The organism is Streptomyces sp. NPDC006294 (genome assembly GCF_042870895.1).
Classification (GTDB): Bacteria; Actinomycetota; Actinomycetes; order Streptomycetales; family Streptomycetaceae; genus Streptomyces.
This window is the reverse complement of sequence record NZ_JBIAHV010000028.1, coordinates 34,628-55,849: the sequence shown is the minus strand read 5'-3', so window position 1 is coordinate 55,849 and position 21,222 is coordinate 34,628. Positions and strand designations below refer to the sequence as shown.

General features: G+C 72.7%; 21 protein-coding genes. 8 read left to right on the top strand and 13 right to left on the bottom strand.

Annotated elements, in window-relative coordinates; translation table 11 throughout:
* Positions 1–442: 442 nt before the first annotated feature.
* The 3 genes from ACFYOP_RS32975 to ACFYOP_RS32965 are packed head-to-tail and all read right to left on the bottom strand — an operon-like array spanning position 443 to position 3,500.
* The gene (locus tag ACFYOP_RS32975; RefSeq protein ID WP_356899203.1) at positions 443–1,036 is read right to left on the bottom strand and encodes a TetR/AcrR family transcriptional regulator; all 594 of its coding nucleotides are present in this window, start codon (positions 1,034–1,036) and stop codon (positions 443–445) included.
* Positions 1,037–1,086: 50 nt separating this feature from the next.
* A complete protein-coding gene (locus tag ACFYOP_RS32970; protein WP_356899202.1) occupies positions 1,087–2,739 on the bottom strand; it encodes an AMP-binding protein in 1,653 nt (550 codons plus the stop codon).
* Positions 2,736–3,500 (bottom strand): SDR family oxidoreductase, encoded by a 765-nt coding sequence (locus ACFYOP_RS32965; RefSeq protein WP_356899201.1) that lies wholly within the window; start codon positions 3,498–3,500, stop codon positions 2,736–2,738. Before ACFYOP_RS32965 ends, ACFYOP_RS32970 begins: the two co-directional genes overlap by 4 nt.
* 175 nt (positions 3,501–3,675) lie before the next feature.
* Between ACFYOP_RS32965 and ACFYOP_RS32960 the strand changes: the two genes are divergently transcribed.
* The 3 genes from ACFYOP_RS32960 (at position 3,676) to ACFYOP_RS32950 (ending at position 7,011) form a co-directional block, all read left to right on the top strand.
* Positions 3,676–4,914, top strand: a complete 1,239-nt coding sequence (locus ACFYOP_RS32960) for a DUF1343 domain-containing protein (protein WP_356899200.1) — start codon at positions 3,676–3,678, stop codon at positions 4,912–4,914.
* 100 nt (positions 4,915–5,014) lie between these two features.
* A complete protein-coding gene (locus ACFYOP_RS32955; protein ID WP_356899199.1) occupies positions 5,015–6,298 on the top strand; it encodes a serine-threonine protein kinase in 1,284 nt (427 codons plus the stop codon).
* 101 nt (positions 6,299–6,399) lie between these two features.
* Entirely contained in the window at positions 6,400–7,011 is a 612-nt protein-coding gene (locus tag ACFYOP_RS32950; protein WP_356899198.1) for a hypothetical protein, read from the top strand.
* A 46-nt stretch (positions 7,012–7,057) separates the two neighbouring features.
* On the opposite strand, the gene ACFYOP_RS32945 is transcribed toward ACFYOP_RS32950, so the two are convergent.
* A complete protein-coding gene (locus tag ACFYOP_RS32945; RefSeq protein WP_356899197.1) occupies positions 7,058–7,810 on the bottom strand; it encodes a hypothetical protein in 753 nt (250 codons plus the stop codon).
* A 146-nt stretch (positions 7,811–7,956) separates the two neighbouring features.
* On the opposite strand from ACFYOP_RS32945, the gene ACFYOP_RS32940 reads away from it, so the two are divergent.
* A complete protein-coding gene (locus tag ACFYOP_RS32940; protein WP_356899196.1) occupies positions 7,957–9,030 on the top strand; it encodes an RNA ligase (ATP) in 1,074 nt (357 codons plus the stop codon).
* A 54-nt stretch (positions 9,031–9,084) separates the two neighbouring features.
* Here the strand turns inward: ACFYOP_RS32940 and soxR are convergent, their stop codons facing one another.
* A complete protein-coding gene (gene soxR / locus ACFYOP_RS32935; protein ID WP_356899195.1) occupies positions 9,085–9,564 on the bottom strand; it encodes a redox-sensitive transcriptional activator SoxR in 480 nt (159 codons plus the stop codon).
* A 100-nt stretch (positions 9,565–9,664) separates the two neighbouring features.
* Between soxR and ACFYOP_RS32930 the strand changes: the two genes are divergently transcribed.
* Positions 9,665–10,126 (top strand): MaoC family dehydratase, encoded by a 462-nt coding sequence (locus ACFYOP_RS32930; protein WP_356899194.1) that lies wholly within the window; start codon positions 9,665–9,667, stop codon positions 10,124–10,126.
* Positions 10,127–10,191: 65 nt separating this feature from the next.
* Here ACFYOP_RS32930 and ACFYOP_RS32925 read toward each other — a convergent pair whose 3' ends face one another.
* The 3 genes from ACFYOP_RS32925 to ACFYOP_RS32915 form a co-directional block, all read right to left on the bottom strand.
* Positions 10,192–10,830, bottom strand: coding sequence for a TetR/AcrR family transcriptional regulator (locus tag ACFYOP_RS32925; protein WP_356899193.1), 639 nt, complete (start codon positions 10,828–10,830; stop codon positions 10,192–10,194).
* A gap of 71 nt (positions 10,831–10,901) precedes the next feature.
* The gene (locus tag ACFYOP_RS32920; RefSeq protein ID WP_356899192.1) at positions 10,902–11,189 is read right to left on the bottom strand and encodes a YiaA/YiaB family inner membrane protein; all 288 of its coding nucleotides are present in this window, start codon (positions 11,187–11,189) and stop codon (positions 10,902–10,904) included.
* A 95-nt stretch (positions 11,190–11,284) separates the two neighbouring features.
* Positions 11,285–12,436 carry an acyl-CoA dehydrogenase family protein gene (locus tag ACFYOP_RS32915; RefSeq protein ID WP_356899191.1) on the bottom strand — a complete coding sequence of 384 codons (1,152 nt, stop codon included), beginning with the start codon at positions 12,434–12,436 and terminating at the stop codon, positions 11,285–11,287.
* 68 nt (positions 12,437–12,504) lie between these two features.
* On the opposite strand from ACFYOP_RS32915, the gene ACFYOP_RS32910 reads away from it, so the two are divergent.
* From ACFYOP_RS32910 to ACFYOP_RS32900, 3 genes are read left to right on the top strand one after another with little or no spacing between them, the layout of a single operon-like run.
* Complete coding sequence (locus tag ACFYOP_RS32910) at positions 12,505–13,191, top strand: TetR/AcrR family transcriptional regulator (protein WP_356899190.1); 687 nt, start codon at positions 12,505–12,507, stop codon at positions 13,189–13,191.
* 14 nt (positions 13,192–13,205) lie between these two features.
* Positions 13,206–13,907 carry a helix-turn-helix domain-containing protein gene (locus tag ACFYOP_RS32905; protein WP_356899189.1) on the top strand — a complete coding sequence of 234 codons (702 nt, stop codon included), beginning with the start codon at positions 13,206–13,208 and terminating at the stop codon, positions 13,905–13,907.
* A gap of 32 nt (positions 13,908–13,939) precedes the next feature.
* Positions 13,940–14,923 (top strand): DMT family transporter, encoded by a 984-nt coding sequence (locus ACFYOP_RS32900; protein WP_356899188.1) that lies wholly within the window; start codon positions 13,940–13,942, stop codon positions 14,921–14,923.
* On the opposite strand, the gene ACFYOP_RS32895 is transcribed toward ACFYOP_RS32900, so the two are convergent.
* From ACFYOP_RS32895 to ACFYOP_RS32875, 5 genes are all read right to left on the bottom strand, one after another.
* Positions 14,877–16,223, bottom strand: a complete 1,347-nt coding sequence (locus tag ACFYOP_RS32895; protein ID WP_356899187.1) for an MFS transporter — start codon at positions 16,221–16,223, stop codon at positions 14,877–14,879. The two genes, ACFYOP_RS32900 and ACFYOP_RS32895, sit on opposite strands and share 47 nt — an antisense overlap.
* A gap of 179 nt (positions 16,224–16,402) precedes the next feature.
* The gene (locus tag ACFYOP_RS32890) at positions 16,403–17,482 is read right to left on the bottom strand and encodes a zinc-binding dehydrogenase (RefSeq protein WP_356899186.1); all 1,080 of its coding nucleotides are present in this window, start codon (positions 17,480–17,482) and stop codon (positions 16,403–16,405) included.
* 17 nt (positions 17,483–17,499) lie between these two features.
* Positions 17,500–18,894 carry an aldehyde dehydrogenase family protein gene (locus ACFYOP_RS32885; protein ID WP_356899185.1) on the bottom strand — a complete coding sequence of 465 codons (1,395 nt, stop codon included), beginning with the start codon at positions 18,892–18,894 and terminating at the stop codon, positions 17,500–17,502.
* A 136-nt stretch (positions 18,895–19,030) separates the two neighbouring features.
* The gene (locus ACFYOP_RS32880) at positions 19,031–20,365 is read right to left on the bottom strand and encodes an ABC transporter ATP-binding protein (RefSeq protein ID WP_356899184.1); all 1,335 of its coding nucleotides are present in this window, start codon (positions 20,363–20,365) and stop codon (positions 19,031–19,033) included.
* A 232-nt stretch (positions 20,366–20,597) separates the two neighbouring features.
* On the bottom strand, positions 20,598–21,215 hold the full coding sequence (locus ACFYOP_RS32875; RefSeq protein ID WP_388453843.1) for a class F sortase: 618 nt from the start codon (positions 21,213–21,215) through the stop codon (positions 20,598–20,600).
* Positions 21,216–21,222 lie beyond the last annotated feature (7 nt).

Here is a 21,222-nt window from a genome sequence, read left to right as displayed (position 1 = left end):
CCCGGCGCATCCGAGCACCGCCGAGGTGGCGATTCTCCGGCGCCAACGGGGCCCGGGTCTTGCAGAGGTGGGCATGCTGCCTCCAGTAGGAAGGGAAGACCTTCTGAGGAGAGCGGCGCATGCCGGAAAGAATCACGGATGTGTGGCGTCGACGACATGCCTGCGGCGATATGACCTCAGCGCGCGGCACGGCTGAACCAGAAACCCCCCACCGACGGTGGCGCCCCTCCCCAGGGTCGTGAAGTAGATCTTCATCCAGATGTCCCCTGCGGGCAAGTCCTTTGACGCCGCCGTGACCACCGAATGTGGTATTGCGGTCGGAAAGTCGCGTCCGTCCGGGGAGCGAAGTCCGTCCGTCCCGGGCAGCGAAGTCCGTCCGTCCCGGGCAGCGCGGCGGCATGACGCGGCCCGGGCGGCCGTGACCGGTCGCCGCCGGTGCCCGCTACGGCCGCAGCGCCCGCAGGAGCAGGTCGGCCAGGTGGTCGGCGACCTGCTGCTTGGTGAGGGGACCCGCCGGGCGGTACCAGGTCGACAGGTGGTGGACCGAGCCGAAGTGGTAGTCGACCACGAGGTCGGCCGGCGTGGTGGAGGAGAAGACGCCGCTCTCCTGGCCCTCCTCCACCAGCGCTCGGAAGCGCTCGTGGTACCGGCGGCGCTCGGCGCGCACCTGCTTGTGCTTCTCGGGGCTCAGATGGTGCATCGAGCGGAAGAAGATGTCGGCGTCGTCAAGGTTCTCGATGGTGGTGACGACGACGTCCGCCGCCGCGCCCCGCAGCCGCTTCTCCACCGGCTCGTCGGCGTCCGCGTAGGCGTCGAGCCGCTGCTGCTGGAGGCGCAGCACGCGGGCGTAGACCTCGTGGAGGAGGTCCTCCTTGGAGCCGAAGTAGTGGTACAGCGCGCCCTTGGTGACGCCGGCCGCCTCCACGATCTCCTGCACCGACGTGCGGTCGTAGCCGCGCTCGGCGAAGAGCCGGGTGGCAGCGGCCAGCAGCCTCTGCGGCACGGGGGTGCCGTCCCCGTCCGTCGTTCTGGCCATTGCCGCCACCCGCCTTTCTTTCTGTACCCGTGTGCCGTTCGGACCGCGTGTTACGCCGGGGAACGCAGTTCCCGCCTGAGGATCTTCCCACTTGTCGTTTTCGGCAGCTCCGGCAGTACCTCGACGTCGCGCGGGTACTTGTAGGCGGCCAGCCGCTCGGCACAGTACGCGGAGAGTTCGGCGCCGTCGGCGCTCGCCCCGGGACGAAGACTGACGAACGCCTTCACACTCTCGCCGCGGTAGGCGTCCGGGACGCCGACGACGGCCGCCTCGCGGACGGCGGGGTGGGTGTAGAGGACGTCCTCGACCTCGCGCGGCCAGACCTTGAACCCGGAGGCGTTGATCATGTCCTTCTTGCGGTCCACGACGTAGAGCCAGCCGTCGGCGTCCATGAACCCGATGTCCCCGGTGCGCAGTTCGCCGTCGGGGAAGGCCGCCGCGGTGGCCTCGGGCAGCCGCCAGTAGCCGGGCACGACCTGCGGGCCGCGGACGGTGATCTCGCCCTGCTCGCCGAAGGGGACGTCCTCGCCGAGCTCGTCGACGATGCGGACCAGGGTGTCGGGACCGGGCACGCCGACGGACAGGGTGCCGGAGGCCGGGTCGACGGGACCTTCCTTCTCCGGGGGCACGGCGGCGCAGGGGGCGGTGCACTCGGTGAGGCCGTAGCCGTTGCGGATGTAGGGCCCGAAGCCGGCCCGGAACTTCTCGACGAGCGCCGGCGGCACGGGGGCCCCGCCGGAGGAGATCACCGCGAAGGAGTCGAAGTGGTCCCGGGTGGCGGCGGGGTGGGCGGCGAGCGCCATGAACGCCGTGGAGGGGCCGACGGTGTACGCGGGCCGGTGCTCCAGGAAGGCGTCGAGGACGACCCCGGCCTCGAAGCGGTAGGCGAGGGCGAGGGTGCCGGCGTTCGCGAAGCAGACGGCGAGCTGGCAGACCATGCCGGTGATGTGGAACAGCGGCGCGAGCACGAAGTAGCAGGCGCCTTCGGGGACCGGGTGCCCGGTGCGCTGGCGTTCGGCGTTGTAGGTGATGCCGCCGTGCAGGTTCATGGCGCCCTTGGGGGTGCCGCTGGTGCCGGACGTGTAGCTGATCAGCGCCACGTCGTCCGCGGCGAGTTCGCGGCCCGCCGGGGCGGGCAGGCCGCGGCGGGCGACCGTGAGCAGGTCGTCGGCGTCGTCGGCGGGTGCGGTCCGCTCGAAGCCGAGGACCCGTTCGTCGTCCCGGGTCTGCAGGTCGAGCTCGCAGGCGGTGAGGGCGATCCGTACGGGCGAGGCGGCGGCGCAGTCGCGCAGATACGCCTCCCAGGCGCGGTCGGAGCAGATCAGCGCGCCGGCCTCGGCGTCCGCGAGGACGTGCGCGACCTCGCCCGACTTGTACATCGGGTTGAGCGGGACGACGGTGGCCCCGGCCTTCCAGGCGCCGAGCAGCGCGATCACGAAGTGCGGGGTGTTCTGCAGGATGACGGCGACCCGGTCGCCGCGCGCGATGCCGCCGGCGGCGAGGTGCCCGGCCACCGAGTCGGACAGTTCGTCGGTCTCGCGGTAGCTCACTCTGCCGTCGAAGTAGGCGAGGGCGGTGTGCTCCGGGGCGCGCGCGACGGCGGCGCGGAAGGCGTGCAGCACGGTCGGGGGCGGGTCGATCGGTGCCCGCTGGACGTCGGTGAGCTGCGAGAGCCAGGGCTTGGCGGCGTAGATCGAGTTCATCGGCCGGTCTCCTCCCACTTCTGCTGGATGTGGTTCATGCCGGCGAGCCACCGGTCGTTGTGCGTCGCGCGGGCCGCGTAGTACTCGGCGACCTCGGGGTGCGGGAGGACCAGGAAGCGGTCCTCGGCCATGGCCTCGAAGAGGGAGTCGGCGACGTCCTCCGGTTCGATGGCGGTCGGCGTGAGGACCAGTTCGCCGGCCGTGCCGCTGGCGGTGAGCATGTCGGTGCGGACGCCCTGGGGGCAGATGGCGTGGACCTTGAGGCCGCGGTGCCGGTAGGTGAGGGAGAGCCACTCGGCGTAGGCGAGCGCGCCGTGCTTGGTGACGCTGTACGGGGCGGCGCCGATCATCGTCAGCAGGCCGGCGGCCGAGACGGTGGAGACGAAGCGTCCGCCGCCGTGCTCGAGCCAGTCGGGCAGCAGGGCCCGGCTCGCGCGTACGTGCGCCATCACGTTGACGTCCCAGGCGGCGGCCCATACGTCCTCGTCGGCGAAGGCGTCCCCGCCGGAGGCGAGTCCGGCGTTGGCGCAGTAGACGTCGACGACGCCGCCGAGCGCGTCGCGTGCCTCGTCCACGATCCCCGAGGCGTCGCCCGGCACGGCGGTGGCGCCGATCTCGTCGGCGACGGCCTTGGCCTTGCCCGCGTCGATGTCGTTGACGACGACCCGGGCGCCTTCCCGGGCGAACCGCCGGGCCAGCGCGGCTCCGATACCGCCGCCCGCGCCCGTGACCACGACCCCAGCGCCCTGCACCGTACTCATCGACTCCGCCTCTTCCCGACTCTCTCGTCCCACCCGGTCCTTCCGCGCAGACTAACCAGTCGGTATGTCGCGACGGAAGAGGGCGGCACAACCACGTGCCGGGGTCGTTCCCCGGTGCCGACATGAGCGCTAGCGTGCAGTGGTCATGACACACGGCGATCACGGAGGTAGCTCTATGAGCCTGTCCAGACGGGGTTTGCTGGTCGCGGGCGGCGCGGTGGGGGCACTGGCCGCCGCTCCCGCGCCCGCCGCCGCCCACACGGGCCGCGGCCGGGTCCGCACCGGTTTCGAACGCCTGGCCGCCGACGGGTACGCGGCGCTGTCCGGGCAGCGCGTCGGGGTCGTCACCAACCCGACGGGCATCGCCCGCGACGTGCGCCACATCGTGGACGTGATGCACGCCGACGACCGGGTGGACCTCGTCGCCGTCTTCGGTCCCGAGCACGGCTTCCGCGGCACAGCGCAGGCCGGCGGCTCCGAGGGCCGCTACGACGACCCGGCGACCGGGCTGCCCGTCTACGACACGTACCTCAAGAGCGGGCAGCCGCTCGCCGACATCTTCACGGCCTCCGGCGTGGACACGGTCGTCTTCGACATCCAGGACGCGGGCGCCCGCTTCTACACGTACATCTGGACGCTCTTCGACTGCATGCAGTCGGCGGCGCTGGCCGGCAAGCGCTTCGTCGTCCTCGACCGGCCGAACCCGGTGACCGGCCGGGCGGCGCTCGGGCCGGTGCTCGACAAGGCGTTCGCGACCTTCGTGGGCCGTGAGCCCATCTCGCAGGCGCACGGCATGACGGTGGGCGAGCTGGCGCTGCTGTTCAACGGCGAGTTCCTCACCCGGCCCGTCGAGCTGGGGATCGTGACGATGAAGGGCTGGCGGCGGCACGACTTCTTCGACGACACGGGGCTGCCCTGGGTCCCGCCGAGCCCCAACATGCCCACCCCGGAGACCGCGCTGGTCTACTCCGGCACGTGTCTCTTCGAGGGCACCAACCTCTCCGAGGGCCGCGGCACCACCCGCCCCTTCGAACTGCTCGGCGCCGAGGGCATCGGCCCGGCCTGGGCGGAGGCCGCGAACGAGCTGGACCTGCCGGGCGTCCGCTTCCGCGAGGCGTACTTCGCCCCCACCTTTTCCAAGTTCCAGGGCAGGACGGTCGGCGGCGTCCAGCTCCACGTCCACGACCGCGACGCCTACGACCCGGTCCGCACGGGCATCGCCCTCCTGGTGACCGCGAAGCGCACGTGGAGCGGCTTCGCCTGGCGCTCCGACAACTGGATCGACAAACTGACGGGCTCCACCAAGGTGCGCACCCTGATCGACGCGGGCGCGGACACCGACGAGGTCACCGGCGCGTGGCAGGACGAACTGGCCGCGTTCAGCGCCGTCCGCAAGCGGTACCTGCGCTACTGACGCACCCGCTCGCGTGCCTCCGGCCCGTCACGAGGTATGGCTGTTTCTCCCCTTGCGCAGGATGCTGTGACAGCGAAGCGCAAGGGGAGGGGCGGGGCCAATGGCGGGGACGGATGTGCGGCCGTACCGGGAGATCTGCTTCGACGCGGACGGCGATCCGGGCGGCGACCCGTACGGCGTGGCCGCCGGTTCGGACCTCACCGATCTCGTCGTGTTCGCACATGGCTGGAACAACTCCCCGGCCACGGCCCGCCGGCTGCATCTGCAGTTCTTCGCTCCCTTCCCCGGACTGCTGGCGTCCGCACCGGACGTACGGGTCGGGTACGCCGGAGTGCTGTGGCCCTCGATGCGCTTCCCCGACGAACCCTTTCCCGGCACTGGGCGGGCGGGAGAGGCGCCGGCGCCGGACCCCGGGCTCGACAAGACGACGCGGGACCTGCTCTCCTGCCTGTTCCCCGGGCACGGGGCGACGGTGGACCGGCTGGCCTGGCTCCTCGGCGAACGACCGGACTCCCGGGCGGCGTTCGCCGAGTACGGGATGCTGGCCCGGCAGCTCACCGCGGCCCCGCCGGGCGGGCTGGAGGCGGCCTTCGCGGAGGACCTGCCGCGCGACGAGCAGAGCCCGCCGGCCGTCCTGTACGAGGACACGCTCACCCTCTGCGAACGGCTGGCGGCGGCCCTCGACCCGGCGGCGGCCGGGGGCGGCCGGCCCGCGGCCTGGCCCGGCGCGAAGGAACTGCTGCGGCAGGCCACGTACTACGCGATGAAGCGGCGCGCGGGCGCCGTCGGCGAACTGGGGCTCGGCCCGCTGCTGGGACACCTGTCGCGGTCCGCGCCCCGTCTGCGGGTGCATCTCGTCGGGCACGGCCACGGTGCGCGGCTGGTCGCGTTCGCGCTGCGCGGGCTCCCCGAAGGGGCGCGGAACGTGACGTCGGTGACGCTGCTCCAAGCGGCGTTCTCGCATTACGCGTTCGCCACCGGGCTCCCGCACGCCCCGCACCGCTGCGGTGTGCTGGGCGCGCTCCAGCACCGGGTGAGCGGTCCGGTGGTGGCCTGCCATTCGCGGTACGACACCCTCCTCGGCGTGTTCTACCCGCTGGCGTCGAGCCTCGCCGGCGACACGGCAGCCGCGGCCGGGGCCGACCGGCGATGGTGGGCAATGGGCCATGACGGGATCCGGGCCGTCGCGGACACGCCACGGCTGACGCTGGACGAGGCGCTGCGCGACGGGCTGCCCACGGCGGGCTGCGTCAACGTCGACGCCTCGGCCGTGGTGCGCCACGGGCCGCCGCCGACGGGCGCGCACGGCGACATCTGTCATGAGGAACTCGCGCGGGTGGTGCTGACCGCGGGCCGTGTCGGGGGCTCCCGGCCGGGGGCGTGATCCGGTCGAAGCGCCGCCTTTTTCTTTTCGATGGAGCCGAAACGGGCACTCCTACGTCCATTCTTCAACGCCGATGTACCAGCGACGGAGGTGGCAGGGCGATGGCCGGTTTCCGGAGTCTCGCGAGACAGGTGCGCGACCCACGGTGTGATCTGGCGCTACGGCGCTACTCACTGCGCAAATGCCTGGAACGGTTCGCCCCTTACGGGCACCGCGCCACATGGGACCACCTGTGCGGCAGGCACCGTATCGACCCGGAGGACAGGGCCCCGGATCCGGCGCGGCTGGTGGCCGCGCTCGAGGAACTGGAAGAGGCACGGGCCGTCTGGCTCGCCTACGAGGACAACTTCGCGGACCGCCGCAAACGGGAGAAGCACGACGGGCTGCGGCGGCCCGGACACATCGACGACTGGCACCGCAGGACCTGGGGCGGCAACGGGGTGGCGCGCTGCGACGCCCCGGCCGAACACCCGTCCGCGCCCCTCGGGGAGGTGCTGCGCCGGCTGATCGCCGCGCTGGAGGCGGAGCCGGGGGACGGATGCCCGGTGTGCGGTGAGACGCACATCGTGTGGCGCCAGGACCTGAAGCACCAGCCGTGGACCGGCCCCGTCTGCACCGGCTGCGGCATCGTCGTGCCGCAGCCCGTGCTGACGCCGCGGGCCGTGTCCGCGGCGAAGCGCGCGGGGCGGCGCGAACTCGCGCCGGTGGCATGACCCCCACGGGTCCCGGACCCGAACGCCCGGGACCCGTCGGCCGCCGTCAGGCACCGGGCGCCGCGGCCCACACCTGATCGGTCCAGCGCCGGTCGTACGGCAGGGCCAGCAGTCCGGCCTTGAACACGAGCATCGGGTCGGCGCCGAGGGCACGCAGCCGCCCCGGCGCGTGCTCGGCGAGCCACGTCTGAAGCTCCGCGAGGGGTTCGTCACGGGTGTGGTCGCTCCACCAGCGGAAGACGGACGACGTGACGTCGCCGAGCAGATCGTCGACCCACTCCTCGGTGCAGTCGGCCAGATGCCGGTCGGCCGGTCCGCCCGGCGGCTGCCCGGCCCAGACGGCGAGGTACGGCGTCTGGGTGGAGCTCGCGGTGACGCATGCCTCGAACACGTCGTGCACCGGGTACGGCGGCGTGTCGGAAGCGACCGTGTCCGTCCACCATGCCTGGAGGAACGCCCGTACCGCCCCGGCCTGTTCGTCCGGCCAGTCGCGCCAGCCGGAGCGTCCGAGGCCGGTCAGCTCATAGGCGTCGAGCCCGGCGTACCGGCCCGTCGCCAGCCGCTCGGCGAGCTGCGGCAGGATCCGTCGCACGGCGGCCGGGTGGTCGTCGAAGTGGTTCGGCTCCTCATGGGCGAACATCCGCAGCACATCGTCGGGCAGGTCCACGTCCGGGGTGCGCAACAGGGCCGTCTCCTCCGGCAGATGGCACCGGCCGCAGCCCGTCTCGCCGGGACTGGTCAGGCCGGCGAAGACCGTGCGTACGCGGTCAACCGCCGCGTCGAGTGGAGAGGAGGCCATGTGCGCCACGTCCCGTCCGGGTACTCCGGTCGCGGCTCCCGCCCGCCGAAGGGCGCGACGTTACCAGGGCGGAAATCCGCTGGGCCAACGGGATTCGGCAGCAGCACAGTTGGCGTCGATGTGCACCACCACCGAGGAGCCCTGAGATGTCGACGCTGCGCGTCACCGCCGAAGTCCTGACCGTGCACGAACACCCGAACGCCGACGCGCTGGAGCTGGCCCAGGTGGGCCTGTACCGCGCCGTCGTCGCCAAGGGCGTCTACCGCACCGGCGACGCCGCGCTGTACATCCCCGAGCAGGCCGTGCTCCCGGCGGGGCTCGTCGAGGAGTTGGGGCTGACCGGACGTCTCGCGGGCGGTGACGCCAACCGGGTCAAGGCCGTGCGGCTGCGGGGTGAGCTGTCGCAGGGGATCGTGTGCCGGCCGCGGGCGCTCGCGGACGTCGATCTCTTCCGGGCCGCCGAGGACGGGACGGACTTCGCGGACCTGCTGTCGATCACCAAGTGGGCGCCGCCGGTCCCGTCCCGGATGAACGGCGACGTGGAGGCGGCCCCGGACCTGCTGCCGTGGGTGGACATCGAGAATCTGCAGCGCTACCCGGACATCTTCGAGCCCGGCGAGCCGGTCGTGCTGACCGAGAAGCTCCACGGCTCGGCCTGCCTGACGACCTACAGCACGGCGGGCGGCGGCCGGGTGCAGGTCTCGTCCAAGGGGTTCGGCGCCAAGGGCCTGGCGCTGAAGCAGGACCCGGCCAACCTGTACTGGCGCGCCGTCCTCGGGCACGGCGTGCCGAAGATCGCGGCGCGTCTCGCCGAACGGCTCGGCGCGAGCCGGGTGGGCCTGTTCGCCGAGGTCTACGGCGCCGGGGTCCAGGACCTCGGCTACGGCAAGGACGCCCGGGCCGAGGACGGCCTCGGATACGCGGTCTTCGACGTCTGCGCGGAGATCGACGGCCAGGTCCGCTGGCTGGACGCGGCGGCCGTGCTCGGCGGCGAACTGCCCGTGGCGCCACGGCTGTTCGAGGGACCGTACGACGCGGACACGGTGCTGGAGCTGGCGAGCGGCCGCGAGACGGTGTCGGGGCGCAGGCTGCATCTGCGGGAGGGCGTGGTCGTCCGGCCCGCGGTCGAGCGGTACAGCCCGGTCACCGGCGGGCGGGCGATCGCCAAGGCGGTGAGCCCGGCGTATCTGACCCGCAAGGGCGGTACCGAGTTCGAGTAGCGCCGGTCACGGAGGCGGGCCCGTCACGGGGGTGCGGGCCCGCCTCTCCGTGCGTCAGGCGCCGTCGCCCTTGGCGCGGCCCCGCTCCGGCAGCAGTCGCGAGCCGGTCAGCCGCTCGCCGAAGACGTCGTCCGGGTTGGACAGGACGCAGTTCTCCAGGGAGAGGCAGCCGCAGCCGATGCAGTCGGTCAGATGGTCGCGGAGCCGGCTGAGCTGCTTGATCCGCTCGTCGAGCTCCCCGCGCCATGCCTCGGAGAGCCGGGCCCAGTCCTCGCGGTCGGGCGTCCGCTCCTCCGGCAGCTCCGCGAGGGCCGCCCTGATCGTGGCGAGGGGGATGCCGACGCGTTGCGCGGCGCGGACGAAGGCGACCCGGCGCAGTGCGTCCCTGCTGTAGCGGCGCTGGTTGCCGCTGGTGCGGCGACTGGTGATGAGGCCCTTGGACTCGTAGAAGTGCAGGGCGGACACGGCCGCGCCGCTGCGCGCGGAGAGCTGGCCGACCGTGAGCTCGTGGATCTTCTCTGGAATCTGCGGCACCCCTCGAAGCCTACTGGTCCGTCGTTGACAGAACGGCGCCTGCCCAACCATGCTGAGCAAGCGCTTAGACATCAGTCTTCGAGAGGCAGGGACCAGGGACATGGCAGAGCCGAGGATCTTCACCTCCCCCGAGGAGCTGCGCGCCGGCGTCGGCGAGCAGCTGGGGCACAGTGACTGGCTGGAGGTCGACCAGAAGCGGATCGACCTCTTCGCCGACGCCACCGGTGACCACCAGTGGATCCATGTGGACCCGGAGCGTGCCGCGAGCGGCCCCTTCGGCACGACGATCGCCCACGGCTATCTGACGCTGTCGCTGCTGCCCGCGCTGGTGCCGCAGGTCCTGCGCGTCGAGGGCATGAAGATGGGCATCAACTACGGCACCAACAAGGTCCGCTTCCCGGCCCCGGTGCCGGTGGGCTCGCGGCTGCGGGCGACCGCGGTCCTGCAGAGCGTCGACGAGGTGGGCGGGGGCGTGCAGGTGACCGCCCTCGTCACGATCGAGCGCGAGGGCGGCGAGAAGCCGGTGTGCGTGGCGGAGTCGCTGTCCCGCTACTTCTTCTGAGCGCCCGCCGCCGGTGAGCGTCCGGTTCCGCCGGGCGCTCGCGCCCGGCGGCGCTTCGGGAGCGCTCAGTCCTTCCGGGCGCTCACCATCCGCAGGACGAGGTCGGCATAGAGCGCGCCGACCTCGTCGGGCGTCCGCCGGCCCTGGGTGTTGAACCAGCGCGCCACGTCGATGCAGAGCGACAGCACCGCGACCGTGGTGCCCGGCACGTCGGGCACGTCGAACTCGCCCGTCTCGACGCCCTCGGTGAGGATGCGGCGCACCACAGCGTCGCTCTGCCTGCGCAGCCCGAAGATCTCGGTGCGGTGCGCGTCGCTGAGCGCGTCGAGTTCGTACTGCACCACCCGGGCGGTGGTGTGCCGACCGGCGTGCCAGCGGACGAAGGAGCGCACGGCGCCGGCGAGCCGCTCGGTGGGCGTGCCGCCGTCGTCGTACGCGGCGTTGAGGATCTCGAGGGCCTTGTCGTGCCCGATCCGGCTGATCCGGTGGAGCAGCTCTTCCTTCGTCTTGTAGTGGATGTAGAGCGCGGCCGGGCTCATGCCGGCGCGGCCGGCGATGTCCCGGGTGGTGGTGGCGTGGTAACCGCGCTCGGCGAAGGCCTCGACGGCGGCGACGAGCAGTTTCCTCGCCGCCTCGGGAGTCACCTCGTCCCACGGCTTCTCGTCGCCGGCCGCCCGGTCCGCCGTCTCGTCCGCCGCACTCATCGCTCGTTCGCCCCTTTCGTGGCACAGGACGAACACCATACCCCGAAGCTGAGCAAGCGCTTAGAACTTGATCAGAGCTTCTGGAACGGATCGTGTTCCGCGAGGAGCTTCTCCAGTCTGGCCTGATCCACCCGGCTCACGATCTGGCCGGCCTCCTGCCGGTCCCTGACCACCTTGGCCAGCGTGAAGGCGGAGGTCGTGAGATAGAGGACCGCGATGCCGAGGAAGGCGCGCACCCAGGCGTCGATCTCCATGTTGAAGATCCCGACGGCGACGGCCACGAGCGCGACGCCGAAGGAGGCGACGGCCTGCCCGTAGTACGCCGCGGTGTTCTGCTGCTTGACCGGTGTCTCACTCATGCGCACAGCTTCGCGGCGCGGTACGTGGACCGCATGGGCTCCCGTACTCACTTCGTCTACTCAGCCGGCCGGCAGGCTCCTGAAGCCGGCCCGTCTCAGAAGGCGGAGACCCCGGTCAGCGCGCGGCCGATGATCAGCTTCTGGATCTGACTGGTGCCCTCGTAGAGCGTCATCACCCGGGCGTCGCGCAGCAGCTTGCCGACGGGGTACTCGTCGATGTAGCCGTAGCCGCCGAAGACCTGGAGGGCGTTGTTGGCGGCGCGCACGGCCGCCTCGGAGGCGAACAGCTTGGCCTTGGACGCGGCGGTGGCGAACTCCTCGCCGCGCTCGATCAGATCGGCGACGCGCCAGGTCAGCAGCCGGGCCGCGTCCACGTCGACGGCGATGTCGCTGATCAGCTCCTGGACCAGCTGGTAGTGAGCGATGGACCTGCCGAACTGCTCGCGCTCCTTCGCGTAGCCGACCGCGGCGTCGAGGGCCGCCTGCGCGATGCCGACGCAGCCGGCCGCGACCGACATCCGGCCCTTGGCGAGGGCGGACATGGCGATGGAGAAGCCCTTGCCCTCGGGGCCGAGCATGGCGGAGCCGGGCACCCGGACGTCTTCGAGCACCAGCTCGGCGGTGGCCTGGCCGCGCAGCCCGAGCTTGCCGTGGATCGTGCGGCGGCCGAGACCGGGGGTGTCGGTGGGGACGAGGAAGGCCGAGACGCCCTTGTGGCCGGGGCTGTCGTTGGTCCGGGCGAAGAGCAGCACCACATCGGCCCAGGTGCCGTTGGTGATGAACATCTTGGAGCCGTTGACCACCCAGTCGTCGCCGTCGCGGACGGCCCTGGTGGCGAGGCTGCCCGCGTCGGACCCGGTGCCGGGCTCGGTGAGGCCGAAGCAGCCGAGCGCGTCGCCCGCGGTGAGCCGGGGCAGCCAGTGGCGCTTCTGCTCCTCGGTGCCGTACGAGGCGATCGTCTTGGTGACCAGCCCCAGCGACACGGAGACGATGCCGCGTACCGAGGAGTCGCCGCGGCCGAGTTCCTCGGTGACGAGGCAGTACGAGAGGTGGTCGCCGCCGGAGCCGCCGTACTCCTCGTCGACGGTGAGCCCGAGGAAGCCGAGCAAGCCGAGCTTCTTCACGATGCCCCGGTCGACGTTCTCCGCGCGGTCCCACTCGACGACGTGCGGGGTGATCTCGCGGTCGACGAAGTCCCTCGCCAGCTGCCGGACGGCGGTCCGCTCCTCCCCGAGCTCCAGGTCCATGCGGGGCACCCACCTTTCACATTTAACTATCACTGCTAGTTTCCAGGCCCGGGCCTACTATGTGCCGCATGGCCCGACCGCGCAAGCCCCTTCTCAGCAGAGACCGCATCGTCGAGACGGCGAGCGCGCTCGTGGACGCGGAGGGGCTCGACGCGGTCTCCACCCGCCGGCTCGCCGCCGAGCTGGGCGTCAGCGGCCCCTCGCTCTACAACCACTTCCGCAACAAGGACGAGATCCTCGACGCCGTCGCCGACGCGGTCAGTGCCCGTGTCGACCTGTCGATGTTCGACGAGGGCGACGGCCGCGACTGGCGCACCGCCCTGCACGACTGGGCCGTCTCCTACCGCGCCGCCCTGAGCGCCCACCCCAACACCGTCCCGGTCCTCGCCCGCGGCCCCGGCCGCCGCCCGGCGGGCCTCAAGGTCGCCGACGCCGTCTTCGGCGCGATGGTCCGCGCCGGCTGGCCGCCCGCCCAGGCCACCCGCATCGGCGCGCTGATGCGCTACTTCATCACCGGCTCCGCCCTCGGCTCCTTCGCGCGCGGCTTCGTCGAGGACGCCACCGCCTACGACCCGGCCGACTATCCGCACCTCGGCCAGGCCCACCTGCTCGCGCAGCGCCAGGAGCGGGTCGACGAGGGCGCGTTCGAGACGGGTCTGCGGGCGCTGCTCGACGGGCTGGCGCTGCAGTACGAGGCGGCCGGCCAGGACGCCGCCCTGCACGGCACCCTTCGGCCGTCGCCGAAGAGCGGCTGACGCATCCTGGGGGCATGACCTCCTCCCGTGATCTCGCCGCCCTCGCGGCGCTGCTCGCCGACGAGACCCGGGCATCGTTCGCGCTCGCGCTGCTCGACGGACGGGCCTGGACCGCCGGGGAGCTCGCCCGCCACGCCGGGGTCGCCGCGTCCACCGCGAGCGGACACCTCGGCAAGCTGGTGTCCGGCGGGCTCCTCGCGCAGGAGCGGCAGGGCAGGCACCGGTATCTGCGGCTCGCCGACGAGCGGGCGGCGCAACTGGTCGAGGAGCTGGCCGCGTACGCCGGACCGCCCGCACCGGTTCGGCCGCCGCGGTCGCTGCGCGAGTCGAGCGCCGCCGCCGCGATGGCCCGGGGCCGTACCTGCTACGACCATCTCGCGGGGCGGCTCGGCATCACCGTCACCGGGGCCATGACCGCCCGCGGTCTGCTGAGCCAGGACGCCGGCTTCGCGCTCACCGGCGCGGGCACGGGCTGGTTCGCCGAGCTGGGCGTCCCGCTCGACGGGGCGGGCCGGCGGCCGCTGGCCCGCGGCTGCCTCGACTGGACCGAACGCCGGCCGCACCTCGCCGGCCTGGCGGGCGCCCGGCTGTGCCGGCACGCACTGGACAGCGGGTGGTGCGTGCGCATCGGCTCCGAGCGGGCGGTGAAGGTGACCCCGGACGGCGAGCGGGCGCTGCACGCGCTGCTCGGCATCGATCCGGAGATATTGCGGTGAACGCCGAACGGTCCACACCGTACGGTCCTGGCATGACGAAGCAGATCCGCCACCCCGAGTGGCCCGCGCTGATGGCCGCGGGCGTGACCGTCGTGCTGTGGGCCTCGGCGTTCGTGTCCATCCGCAGCGCCGGCGAGGCCTACTCCCCCGGCGCGCTCGCCCTCGGCCGGCTGCTCGCGGGATCGCTCGCCCTCGGCTGCGTGCTGCTGATCCGGCGCGAGGGTCTGCCGCCGCGCGCCGCGTGGCCGGGCATCGCCGTGTCCGGACTGCTCTGGTTCGGCGTCTACATGGTGGTGCTCAACTGGGGTGAGCAGCAGGTCGACGCGGGCACGGCGGCGATGGTGGTGAACATCGGCCCGGTCCTCATCGCCCTGCTCGGCGCCCGGCTACTCGGTGAGGGCCTGCCGCCCCGGCTGATGGCGGGCATGGCCGTCTCGTTCGGCGGGGCGGTGGTGGTCGGCCTGTCGATGTCCGGCGAGGGAGGGGCCTCCACGCTGGGTGTGCTGCTGTGCCTGCTGGCCGCGGTGGGCTACGCGGGCGGTGTGGTGGCGCAGAAGCCGGCGCTGGCGCACGGGAGCGCGCTGCAGGTGACGACGTTCGGGTGCCTGGTGGGGGCGGTGACGTGTCTGCCGTTCGCGGGACAACTCGTCGGCCAGGCCGCGGACGCGCCGCTGTCCGCCACGCTCAACATGGTCTATCTGGGCGTCTTCCCGACCGCGCTGGCCTTCACGACGTGGGCGTACGCGCTGGCCCGTACGACGGCCGGCCGGATGGGCGCGACCACGTACGCGGTGCCCGCGCTGGTGGTGCTGATGTCGTGGCTGGCCCTGGACGAGGTCCCGGGGCTGCTGACCCTCGCGGGCGGCGCGCTCTGCCTGGCCGGGGTGGCCGTCTCGCGCTCCCGGCCCCGCTCCCGGCCGCGGCCGGTGCGCGCGGCCGGGAGCGGGGAGGCCGGGAGCGGGGAGGCCGTCAGCCCTCCGCCGGCTCCTTCGCGGCCCGGGCCGCCAGGATCCTGATCGAGACGAGGGCGATCACGGCCAGCCCGATGATGTAGGCGGACACGGCCATCGAGGTCCCGGTCACCTCCAGCAGCAGGACCATGATGAACGGCGCCAGGCCGCCGCCGAGGACGGCGGCGATCTGATAGCCGAGGGACGCCCCGGTGTAGCGCATCTCCGCGGTGAACAGCTCGGCGAAGAGCGCGGCCTGCGGCCCGTACATGATGCTCAGGAAACAGCTGGTGACGAAGGTGCCGACGCCGAGCCACAGCAGCGAGGCGGTGTCGATCAGCAGGAACATCGGCACCGCCCAGACCAGCAGTCCGATGGCGCCCGCGGCGTAGATCCGCAGCCGTCCGATGCGGTCGGAGAGGGCCGCCGCGGCGGGTATCAGCACGAGCTGGGTGAGGCTCACGCCCAGGGACACCGCCAGCACGGCGCCGCGGTTCATCTCGAGTTCGCGGGTCGCGTAGTCGAGCACGCCGGTGATGATGATGTAGAAGGTGGCCGTGTTCACGGCGAACGAGCCGCCGGCGAGGAAGACGGTGCCGAGGTGGTCGCGCAGGATCGTGCGCAGCGGCGACCGGGCGGCGCTCTCGCCCTTCTCCCGCTCGGCGAGCGCGCGTTCCGCCTTGCGGAACTCGGGCGTCTCCTCGACCCGGGTGTGGATGTACCAGGCGAGGCCGAGGACGAGGAAGCCGACGAAGAACGGGACGCGCCAGCCCCAGGCGGCGAAGGTGCTCTCGCTGGTGAGCGAACCGGCGACGAGGAACACGGTGTTGGCGGTCACCACGCCGATGGGGACGCCGAGCTGGACCAGGCTGCCGTAGAGGCCGCGCTTGCCCTCGGGGGCGTACTCGGTGGCCATGAGCATGGCCCCGCCCCACTGGGCGCCGACGGCGAGGCCCTGCACGATGCGGAGCAGGACCAGCAGGATCGGGGCGGCGATGCCGATCGTCTCGTACGTGGGGAGCAGGCCGATTCCGGCGGTCGCGACACCCATCATGGTCAGCGCGAGGACCAGCATCGGCTTACGGCCCCGCTTGTCGCCGAGCTGGCCGGCGATGACGCCGCCGACGGGGCGGGCGAGGAAGCCGACCGCGAAGGTGGCGAAGGCGGCCAGTACGCCGGCGGAGGAGCTGCCGGCGGGGAAGTACAGGTCGCCGAGCACGAGGGCGGCGGCGATGCCGAAGACGAAGTAGTCGTACCACTCGACGGCGGACGCGAGCGCGGCCGCGGTGGCGACCCGGCGCCGCCGGGGATCGGCCGGCGCGGGGCCCGGATCGGGGGTGTCCGTGAGCTGGGGAGCGGTGTCCATGCGTGCACACTCCGTTGGTGCGGGGACGGGAGTGCGGGGAACATACCGACCGGTGGGTATGTAGGTCAACGGGTTGGACGAAGGCATTCCGCTACGGCGGCCTCCGCGGGGCCGGTCGGTTCCGGGCACGGCGAAGCGGGGCCGGGCACTCGGGCCCGGCCCCGCAGGCCGGCGCAGGGTCAGAACACGACCAGCGCCCGGCCGCCCTTCCCCGCCAGCATGTTGTCGAACGCCGCCGGAATGCCGTCCAGAGCGATCCGTTCCGTGACGAGCGCGCTCACGTCCAGCCGGCCCGCGCGGATGTGGTCCGCGAGGACCGGGAGATCGGCGGCCGGGTCGGAGTTGCCGTAGACGCAGCCGGACAGCGTGCGGCCCCAGTGGAAGAGTTCCAGGGCGTGGAACGTGACCTGCTGGTCCTTGCCGCCGATGCCGACGACCACCGCGCGGCCGCCGCGGCGGGTGGAGTCCCAGGCGGCGCGGATCGTCACGGCGCGGCCGACGCACTCGATGGCCACGTCCGCGCCCCGCTTGCCCGTCAGGGCCCGGATCTCCCTCGCCGTGGTGTCGGAGGCGACGACGTACTCGGTGGCGCCGGCCCGGCGGGCCAGTTCCTCCTTCTCCGGGGAGACGTCGACGGCGATCACGGGGCCCGCGCCCGCGATCCGGGCCGACTGGAGGGTGGCGAGGCCGACCCCGCCGACGCCGAAGACCACGACGGACTCGCCCTCGCGCACCCGCGCGGCGTTGTGGACGGCGCCGTAACCGGTGAGCACGGCGCAGCCGAGCAGGGCGGCGTCGGTGAGGGGGACGCCGGCGGGGACGGGGAGCACGCACTTCGCGTCGACGACCGTCTCCTCGGCGAACGCCCCGACGTTCAGACCGGTATGGAGGCCGGTGCCGTCCGCCGCCGTGGCGTGCACCCGGCCGGAGCCGGCCAGCGCGTCGTCGCACAGCCACACCTCGCCGATCGCGCAGGCGTGGCAGCTCCCGCAGGAGGGCGCCCAGTTGAGGACGACGCCGTCGCCCGGCGCGACATGGGTGACGCCGTCGCCGACGGAGACGACCGTGCCGGCGCCCTCGTGGCCGAGTACGGCGGGTACGGACACCCGCATGGTGCCGTTGGACAGGGACAGGTCGGAGTGGCACACCCCGGCGGCGGCGAGCCTGACGCGGACCTGGCCGGGGCCGGGGTCCGGCAGGGAGATCTCCGTGATCTCCAGGGGAGCTCCGACGGCGGGCAGGACGACTGCACGGACCACGATGGTTTCCTTACCGCTCAGAACTGGAGGGACTTGGTCTGGAGGTACTCGGCGAGGCCGTGCGGGCCGAGCTCGCGACCGACGCCGGACTGCTTGTAGCCGCCGAACGGCGCCAGCGGGTTGAAGCGGCCGCCGTTGATGTCGACCTGGCCGGTGTCCATCCGGCGGGCGAAGGCCGCGGCCTCGGCGTCGTCGCCCGCCCACACCGCGCCGGCGAGTCCGTAGACGGTGTTGTTGGCGATGGCGAGGGCGTCGTCCTCGTCGTCGTACTTCAGGATCGAGAGGACGGGCCCGAAGATCTCCTCCTGGGCGATGGCCATGTCCGCCGTGACGTCGGCGAAGACGGTCGGGCTGACGTAGTAGCCGCTCTCCAGCGGCGCGTCGGGGCCGCCTGCGACGAGCCGGGCGCCCTCCGCGACGCCCTTGGCGATGTAGCCCCGGACCCGCTCCTGCTGCTTGGCGTTGACGAGCGGGCCGACCCGGTCGCCGGGGACGTACTTGGCGACGGCGGCCGCGGCGAGCTCGACGGCCTCGTCGTACCGGTCGCGGTGGACGAGCATCCGGGTCCAGGCGCTGCAGGTCTGGCCGGAGTTGGACATCACGTTGGCGACGCCGACGTTCACCGCCTTCGCGAGATCGGCGCTCGGCAGGATCACATTGGCGGACTTGCCGCCGAGTTCGAGCGCGACGCGCTTGATCGCGCCGCCCGCGATCGCGCCGATCCGCCGGCCGACGGCGGTGGAGCCGGTGAAGGACACCAGGTCGACGCCCTGGTGCTCGGCGAGCGCCTGGCCCGCCACCGGCCCGAGGCCGGTGACGAGGTTGAAGACGCCCGCTGGGGTCCCCGCGGCGTCGACCGCCTCGGCGAAGAGCTGGGCGGTCAGCGGGGTGTCCTCCGCGGGCTTGAGCACGACGGTGCAGCCCGCCGCCAGCGCGGGGGCGACCTTGGCGACGATCTGGTGCAGCGGGTAGTTCCACGGGGTGATCGCGCCGACGACGCCGACCGGCTCCATCAGCACGGTGGAGTTGCCCAGCTTCTCCTCGAAGGAGTACGAGCCGGCGAGTTCCGCGTAGGACCCGGCGACCATGACGGGCAGGCCCGCGTGGACCGCCCGGGCCAGGGCGGGGGGTGCGCCGAGTTCCGCCGTGACCGTCTCCGCGATCTCCTCCGCCCGTCGCGCGAGCTCGTCGCGGAGGAGCCCGAGAAGCCGCGCCCGCTCGGCGGGCGGCGTCGCCGCCCAGGCGGGGAAGGCGGCGCGTGCGGCGCGTACGGCGGCGTCGACGTCCTCCACCGTGCCGGCCGGGACATGGGCGATGACCTGCTCGTCCGCGGGATTGACCACCGCGATCACGTCCGGTGCCGCGGCCGGCTGCCACTGGCCGCCGATGTACATGCCGTCGTGGGCTTTCATCGCTCTCCTCCACGCCTGGGGGTACCGTCCGCCCCAAACTAGCGCCGTTAGTTTTACGGCGCCAGGGGCATCCGGCGTGCCGCCCGCCACTGTCCGGCCGGCGCGACCCCGATCAGGCGGCGGGCGTGGCCGCGGATCAGGCGTCGAGACCCGGCAGGTCCATCGGGGCCGGGCAGATACGGCGGCCCTGGTGGTCGAAGACATAGAGGTGGGCGAGGTCGACGAGGAGCGGCACCTGGGCGCCGGTGCGCACCCGCAGATCGGGGCCGGTGCGGACGACGAGGTCGCTCGGGTCGGCCGTCCGCCGCTCGTGGACGGGCTCCGGGTCCGGCCCGTCGAGCACCGCGACCGGCCCGGCGACCTGGGCCATCGCACGGTCCTTGAGCCGGGTCAGCACTCCCGGCCCGACGTTTCTGCGCCGCCGTACGGTCGACTGGGGACGTCGCGGCGACTCCAGTTCGGCGACCACGGCGGGCCGGGAGCCGGTGTTGAAGTGCACCAGGGTCTCGTGCCCCTGGTACTCGGTGTGCTCGACGATCCCGGTGAGCGCGACCTCTCCCGGCCGGGCCTGGCTGGGCGGCGCGACCCGGGCGGCCTCCGACCGCAGGCCGACGATGATCTGCCGGCCCTGCTGGATGCGCAGCAGCTGGTGGTCGGGGCTGAGGGGTTCGGGCAGCGGCAGCCGCTGGCGGCCGAGGTCGATGGACATCCTGCCGTCCAGCGGCGCGTGGACGACGGCCTGGAGCAGATTGATCCGGGGCGTGCCGATGAAGGCGGCGACGAAGACGTTCGCCGGCAGGGCGTAGGTGTCGCGGGGGGTGCTGACCTGCTGGAGCACGCCGCCGCGCATCACCGCGACCCGGTCGCCCAGGGACATCGCCTCCGCCTGATCGTGGGTGACGTAGACGGTCGTGACGCCCAACTCGCCGGTGAGGCGGGCTATTTCGGCACGCAGATGGTTGCGCAGTTTGGCGTCGAGATTGGAGAGCGGCTCGTCCATCAGGAAGACGGAGGGCCGCCTCGAGATGGCCCGGCCCATCGCCACGCGCTGGCGCTCGCCGCCGGAGAGCTGGGCGGGGAAGCGGTCGAGGAGGTCCTCGATGCCGAGCATCCTGGCGGTGGCCTCGACGCGGGGGTTGCGGTCGGCCCTCGGGTTCTCCAGCTTCAGCGGGAAGCCGATGTTCTCCCGGTTGGTCATGCTGGGGTAGAGCGCGAAGTTCTGGAAGACCATGGCCATGTCGCGTTCCCGCGGCGGGACGTCGTTTGCGTACTCGCCGTCCAGCAGCAGCTCGCCCTCCGTGATGTCCTCCAGTCCGGCGATCATCCGCAGCACCGTCGACTTGCCGCAGCCCGAGGGGCCCAGCAGGACGAGGAACTCCCCCGGTGCGACACCGAGGGAGAAGCGGTCGACGGCCCGGGGAGCACGGCCGTATCTCTTGCTGACGTTGTGCAGAGCGATGGCGCGAGTCATGAGGTCCCGCCCGGGATGAGAAGGGGCAGCTGTGTGGCCAGAAGCTAACCCACTGTGTCCCGTCAGGGAATGGATCGCGCACGGCGGAAGATGCGCTTGTTACACATGTGTCCACCATCCGAGACCGGTCGGCGGGTCCGCCGCGAACGGCCGGGCCGGGTAAGGCGGTTGGGAACCGGCCGCGGGGCCCGCCCGGGAACGTGCCCGGCCGGCCCCGCGTGCCACTCGGCGATCAGACCCGTTTCACGTCCGTGAGGTGTGCGAAGACGACGACGTTGGCGGCGTAGCCGGTCTTCTTGTCGAAGCTGCCGCCGCAGGTCAGCAGCCGCAGTTCGGGCCGGCCGGAGTGGCCGTACACCTCGGCGTCGGGGAACTCCTTCTTCGTGTAGGTGCGCACCTTGTCGACGGTGAAGACCGCCGTACGCCGGTCCGCGCGTACGACGTCGACCTTGTCGCCCGGCTTCAGCGCGTTGAGGTTGAGGAAGATGGCCGGACCGGTCTTGGTGTCGCGGTGGCCGACCAGCAGGGACGTGCCCCTCTCCCCCGGCGCGGGACCGTCCCGGTACCAGCCGACGAGGCGCGGGTTGTCCACCGGAGGCGCGGTGAGCCGGCCGTGGCGGTCGAGGCCGAGCCCCGTCACGGGCGACTCGATGGTGATGGCCGGGATCGACAGCTTCTTCGCCGGGGAGGGCGGCAGGGCGAGCGCGCCGCCCCGGTCGCCCTTCTTCGGCGCCGGCGCCGGCTCGGGGGGCGGCGTGGCGGCGGACGGTGTCCGCGGGGCCGGTTTCCCGGGCTGCTTTCCGGCCGGGGTGGGCGCCGGACCCGCGGTACGGGTGGTGAGCGGCGGCAGATCGATG

Bases quoted from the DNA above. Each gene is read 5' to 3' on its own strand.
- ACFYOP_RS32975 (WP_356899203.1), bottom strand. From the start codon at position 1,036: ATGGCCAGAACGACGGACGGGGACGGCACCCCCGTGCCGCAGAGGCTG.
- ACFYOP_RS32970 (WP_356899202.1), bottom strand. From the start codon at position 2,739: ATGAACTCGATCTACGCCGCCAAGCCCTGGCTCTCGCAGCTCACCGAC.
- ACFYOP_RS32965 (WP_356899201.1), bottom strand. From the start codon at position 3,500: ATGAGTACGGTGCAGGGCGCTGGGGTCGTGGTCACGGGCGCGGGCGGC.
- ACFYOP_RS32960 (WP_356899200.1), top strand. From the start codon at position 3,676: ATGAGCCTGTCCAGACGGGGTTTGCTGGTCGCGGGCGGCGCGGTGGGG.
- ACFYOP_RS32955 (WP_356899199.1), top strand. From the start codon at position 5,015: ATGGCGGGGACGGATGTGCGGCCGTACCGGGAGATCTGCTTCGACGCG.
- ACFYOP_RS32950 (WP_356899198.1), top strand. From the start codon at position 6,400: ATGGCCGGTTTCCGGAGTCTCGCGAGACAGGTGCGCGACCCACGGTGT.
- ACFYOP_RS32945 (WP_356899197.1), bottom strand. From the start codon at position 7,810: ATGGCCTCCTCTCCACTCGACGCGGCGGTTGACCGCGTACGCACGGTC.
- ACFYOP_RS32940 (WP_356899196.1), top strand. From the start codon at position 7,957: ATGTCGACGCTGCGCGTCACCGCCGAAGTCCTGACCGTGCACGAACAC.
- ACFYOP_RS32930 (WP_356899194.1), top strand. From the start codon at position 9,665: ATGGCAGAGCCGAGGATCTTCACCTCCCCCGAGGAGCTGCGCGCCGGC.
- ACFYOP_RS32925 (WP_356899193.1), bottom strand. From the start codon at position 10,830: ATGAGTGCGGCGGACGAGACGGCGGACCGGGCGGCCGGCGACGAGAAG.
- ACFYOP_RS32920 (WP_356899192.1), bottom strand. From the start codon at position 11,189: ATGAGTGAGACACCGGTCAAGCAGCAGAACACCGCGGCGTACTACGGG.
- ACFYOP_RS32915 (WP_356899191.1), bottom strand. From the start codon at position 12,436: ATGGACCTGGAGCTCGGGGAGGAGCGGACCGCCGTCCGGCAGCTGGCG.
- ACFYOP_RS32910 (WP_356899190.1), top strand. From the start codon at position 12,505: ATGGCCCGACCGCGCAAGCCCCTTCTCAGCAGAGACCGCATCGTCGAG.
- ACFYOP_RS32905 (WP_356899189.1), top strand. From the start codon at position 13,206: ATGACCTCCTCCCGTGATCTCGCCGCCCTCGCGGCGCTGCTCGCCGAC.
- ACFYOP_RS32900 (WP_356899188.1), top strand. From the start codon at position 13,940: ATGACGAAGCAGATCCGCCACCCCGAGTGGCCCGCGCTGATGGCCGCG.
- ACFYOP_RS32895 (WP_356899187.1), bottom strand. From the start codon at position 16,223: ATGGACACCGCTCCCCAGCTCACGGACACCCCCGATCCGGGCCCCGCG.
- ACFYOP_RS32885 (WP_356899185.1), bottom strand. From the start codon at position 18,894: ATGAAAGCCCACGACGGCATGTACATCGGCGGCCAGTGGCAGCCGGCC.
- ACFYOP_RS32880 (WP_356899184.1), bottom strand. From the start codon at position 20,365: ATGACTCGCGCCATCGCTCTGCACAACGTCAGCAAGAGATACGGCCGT.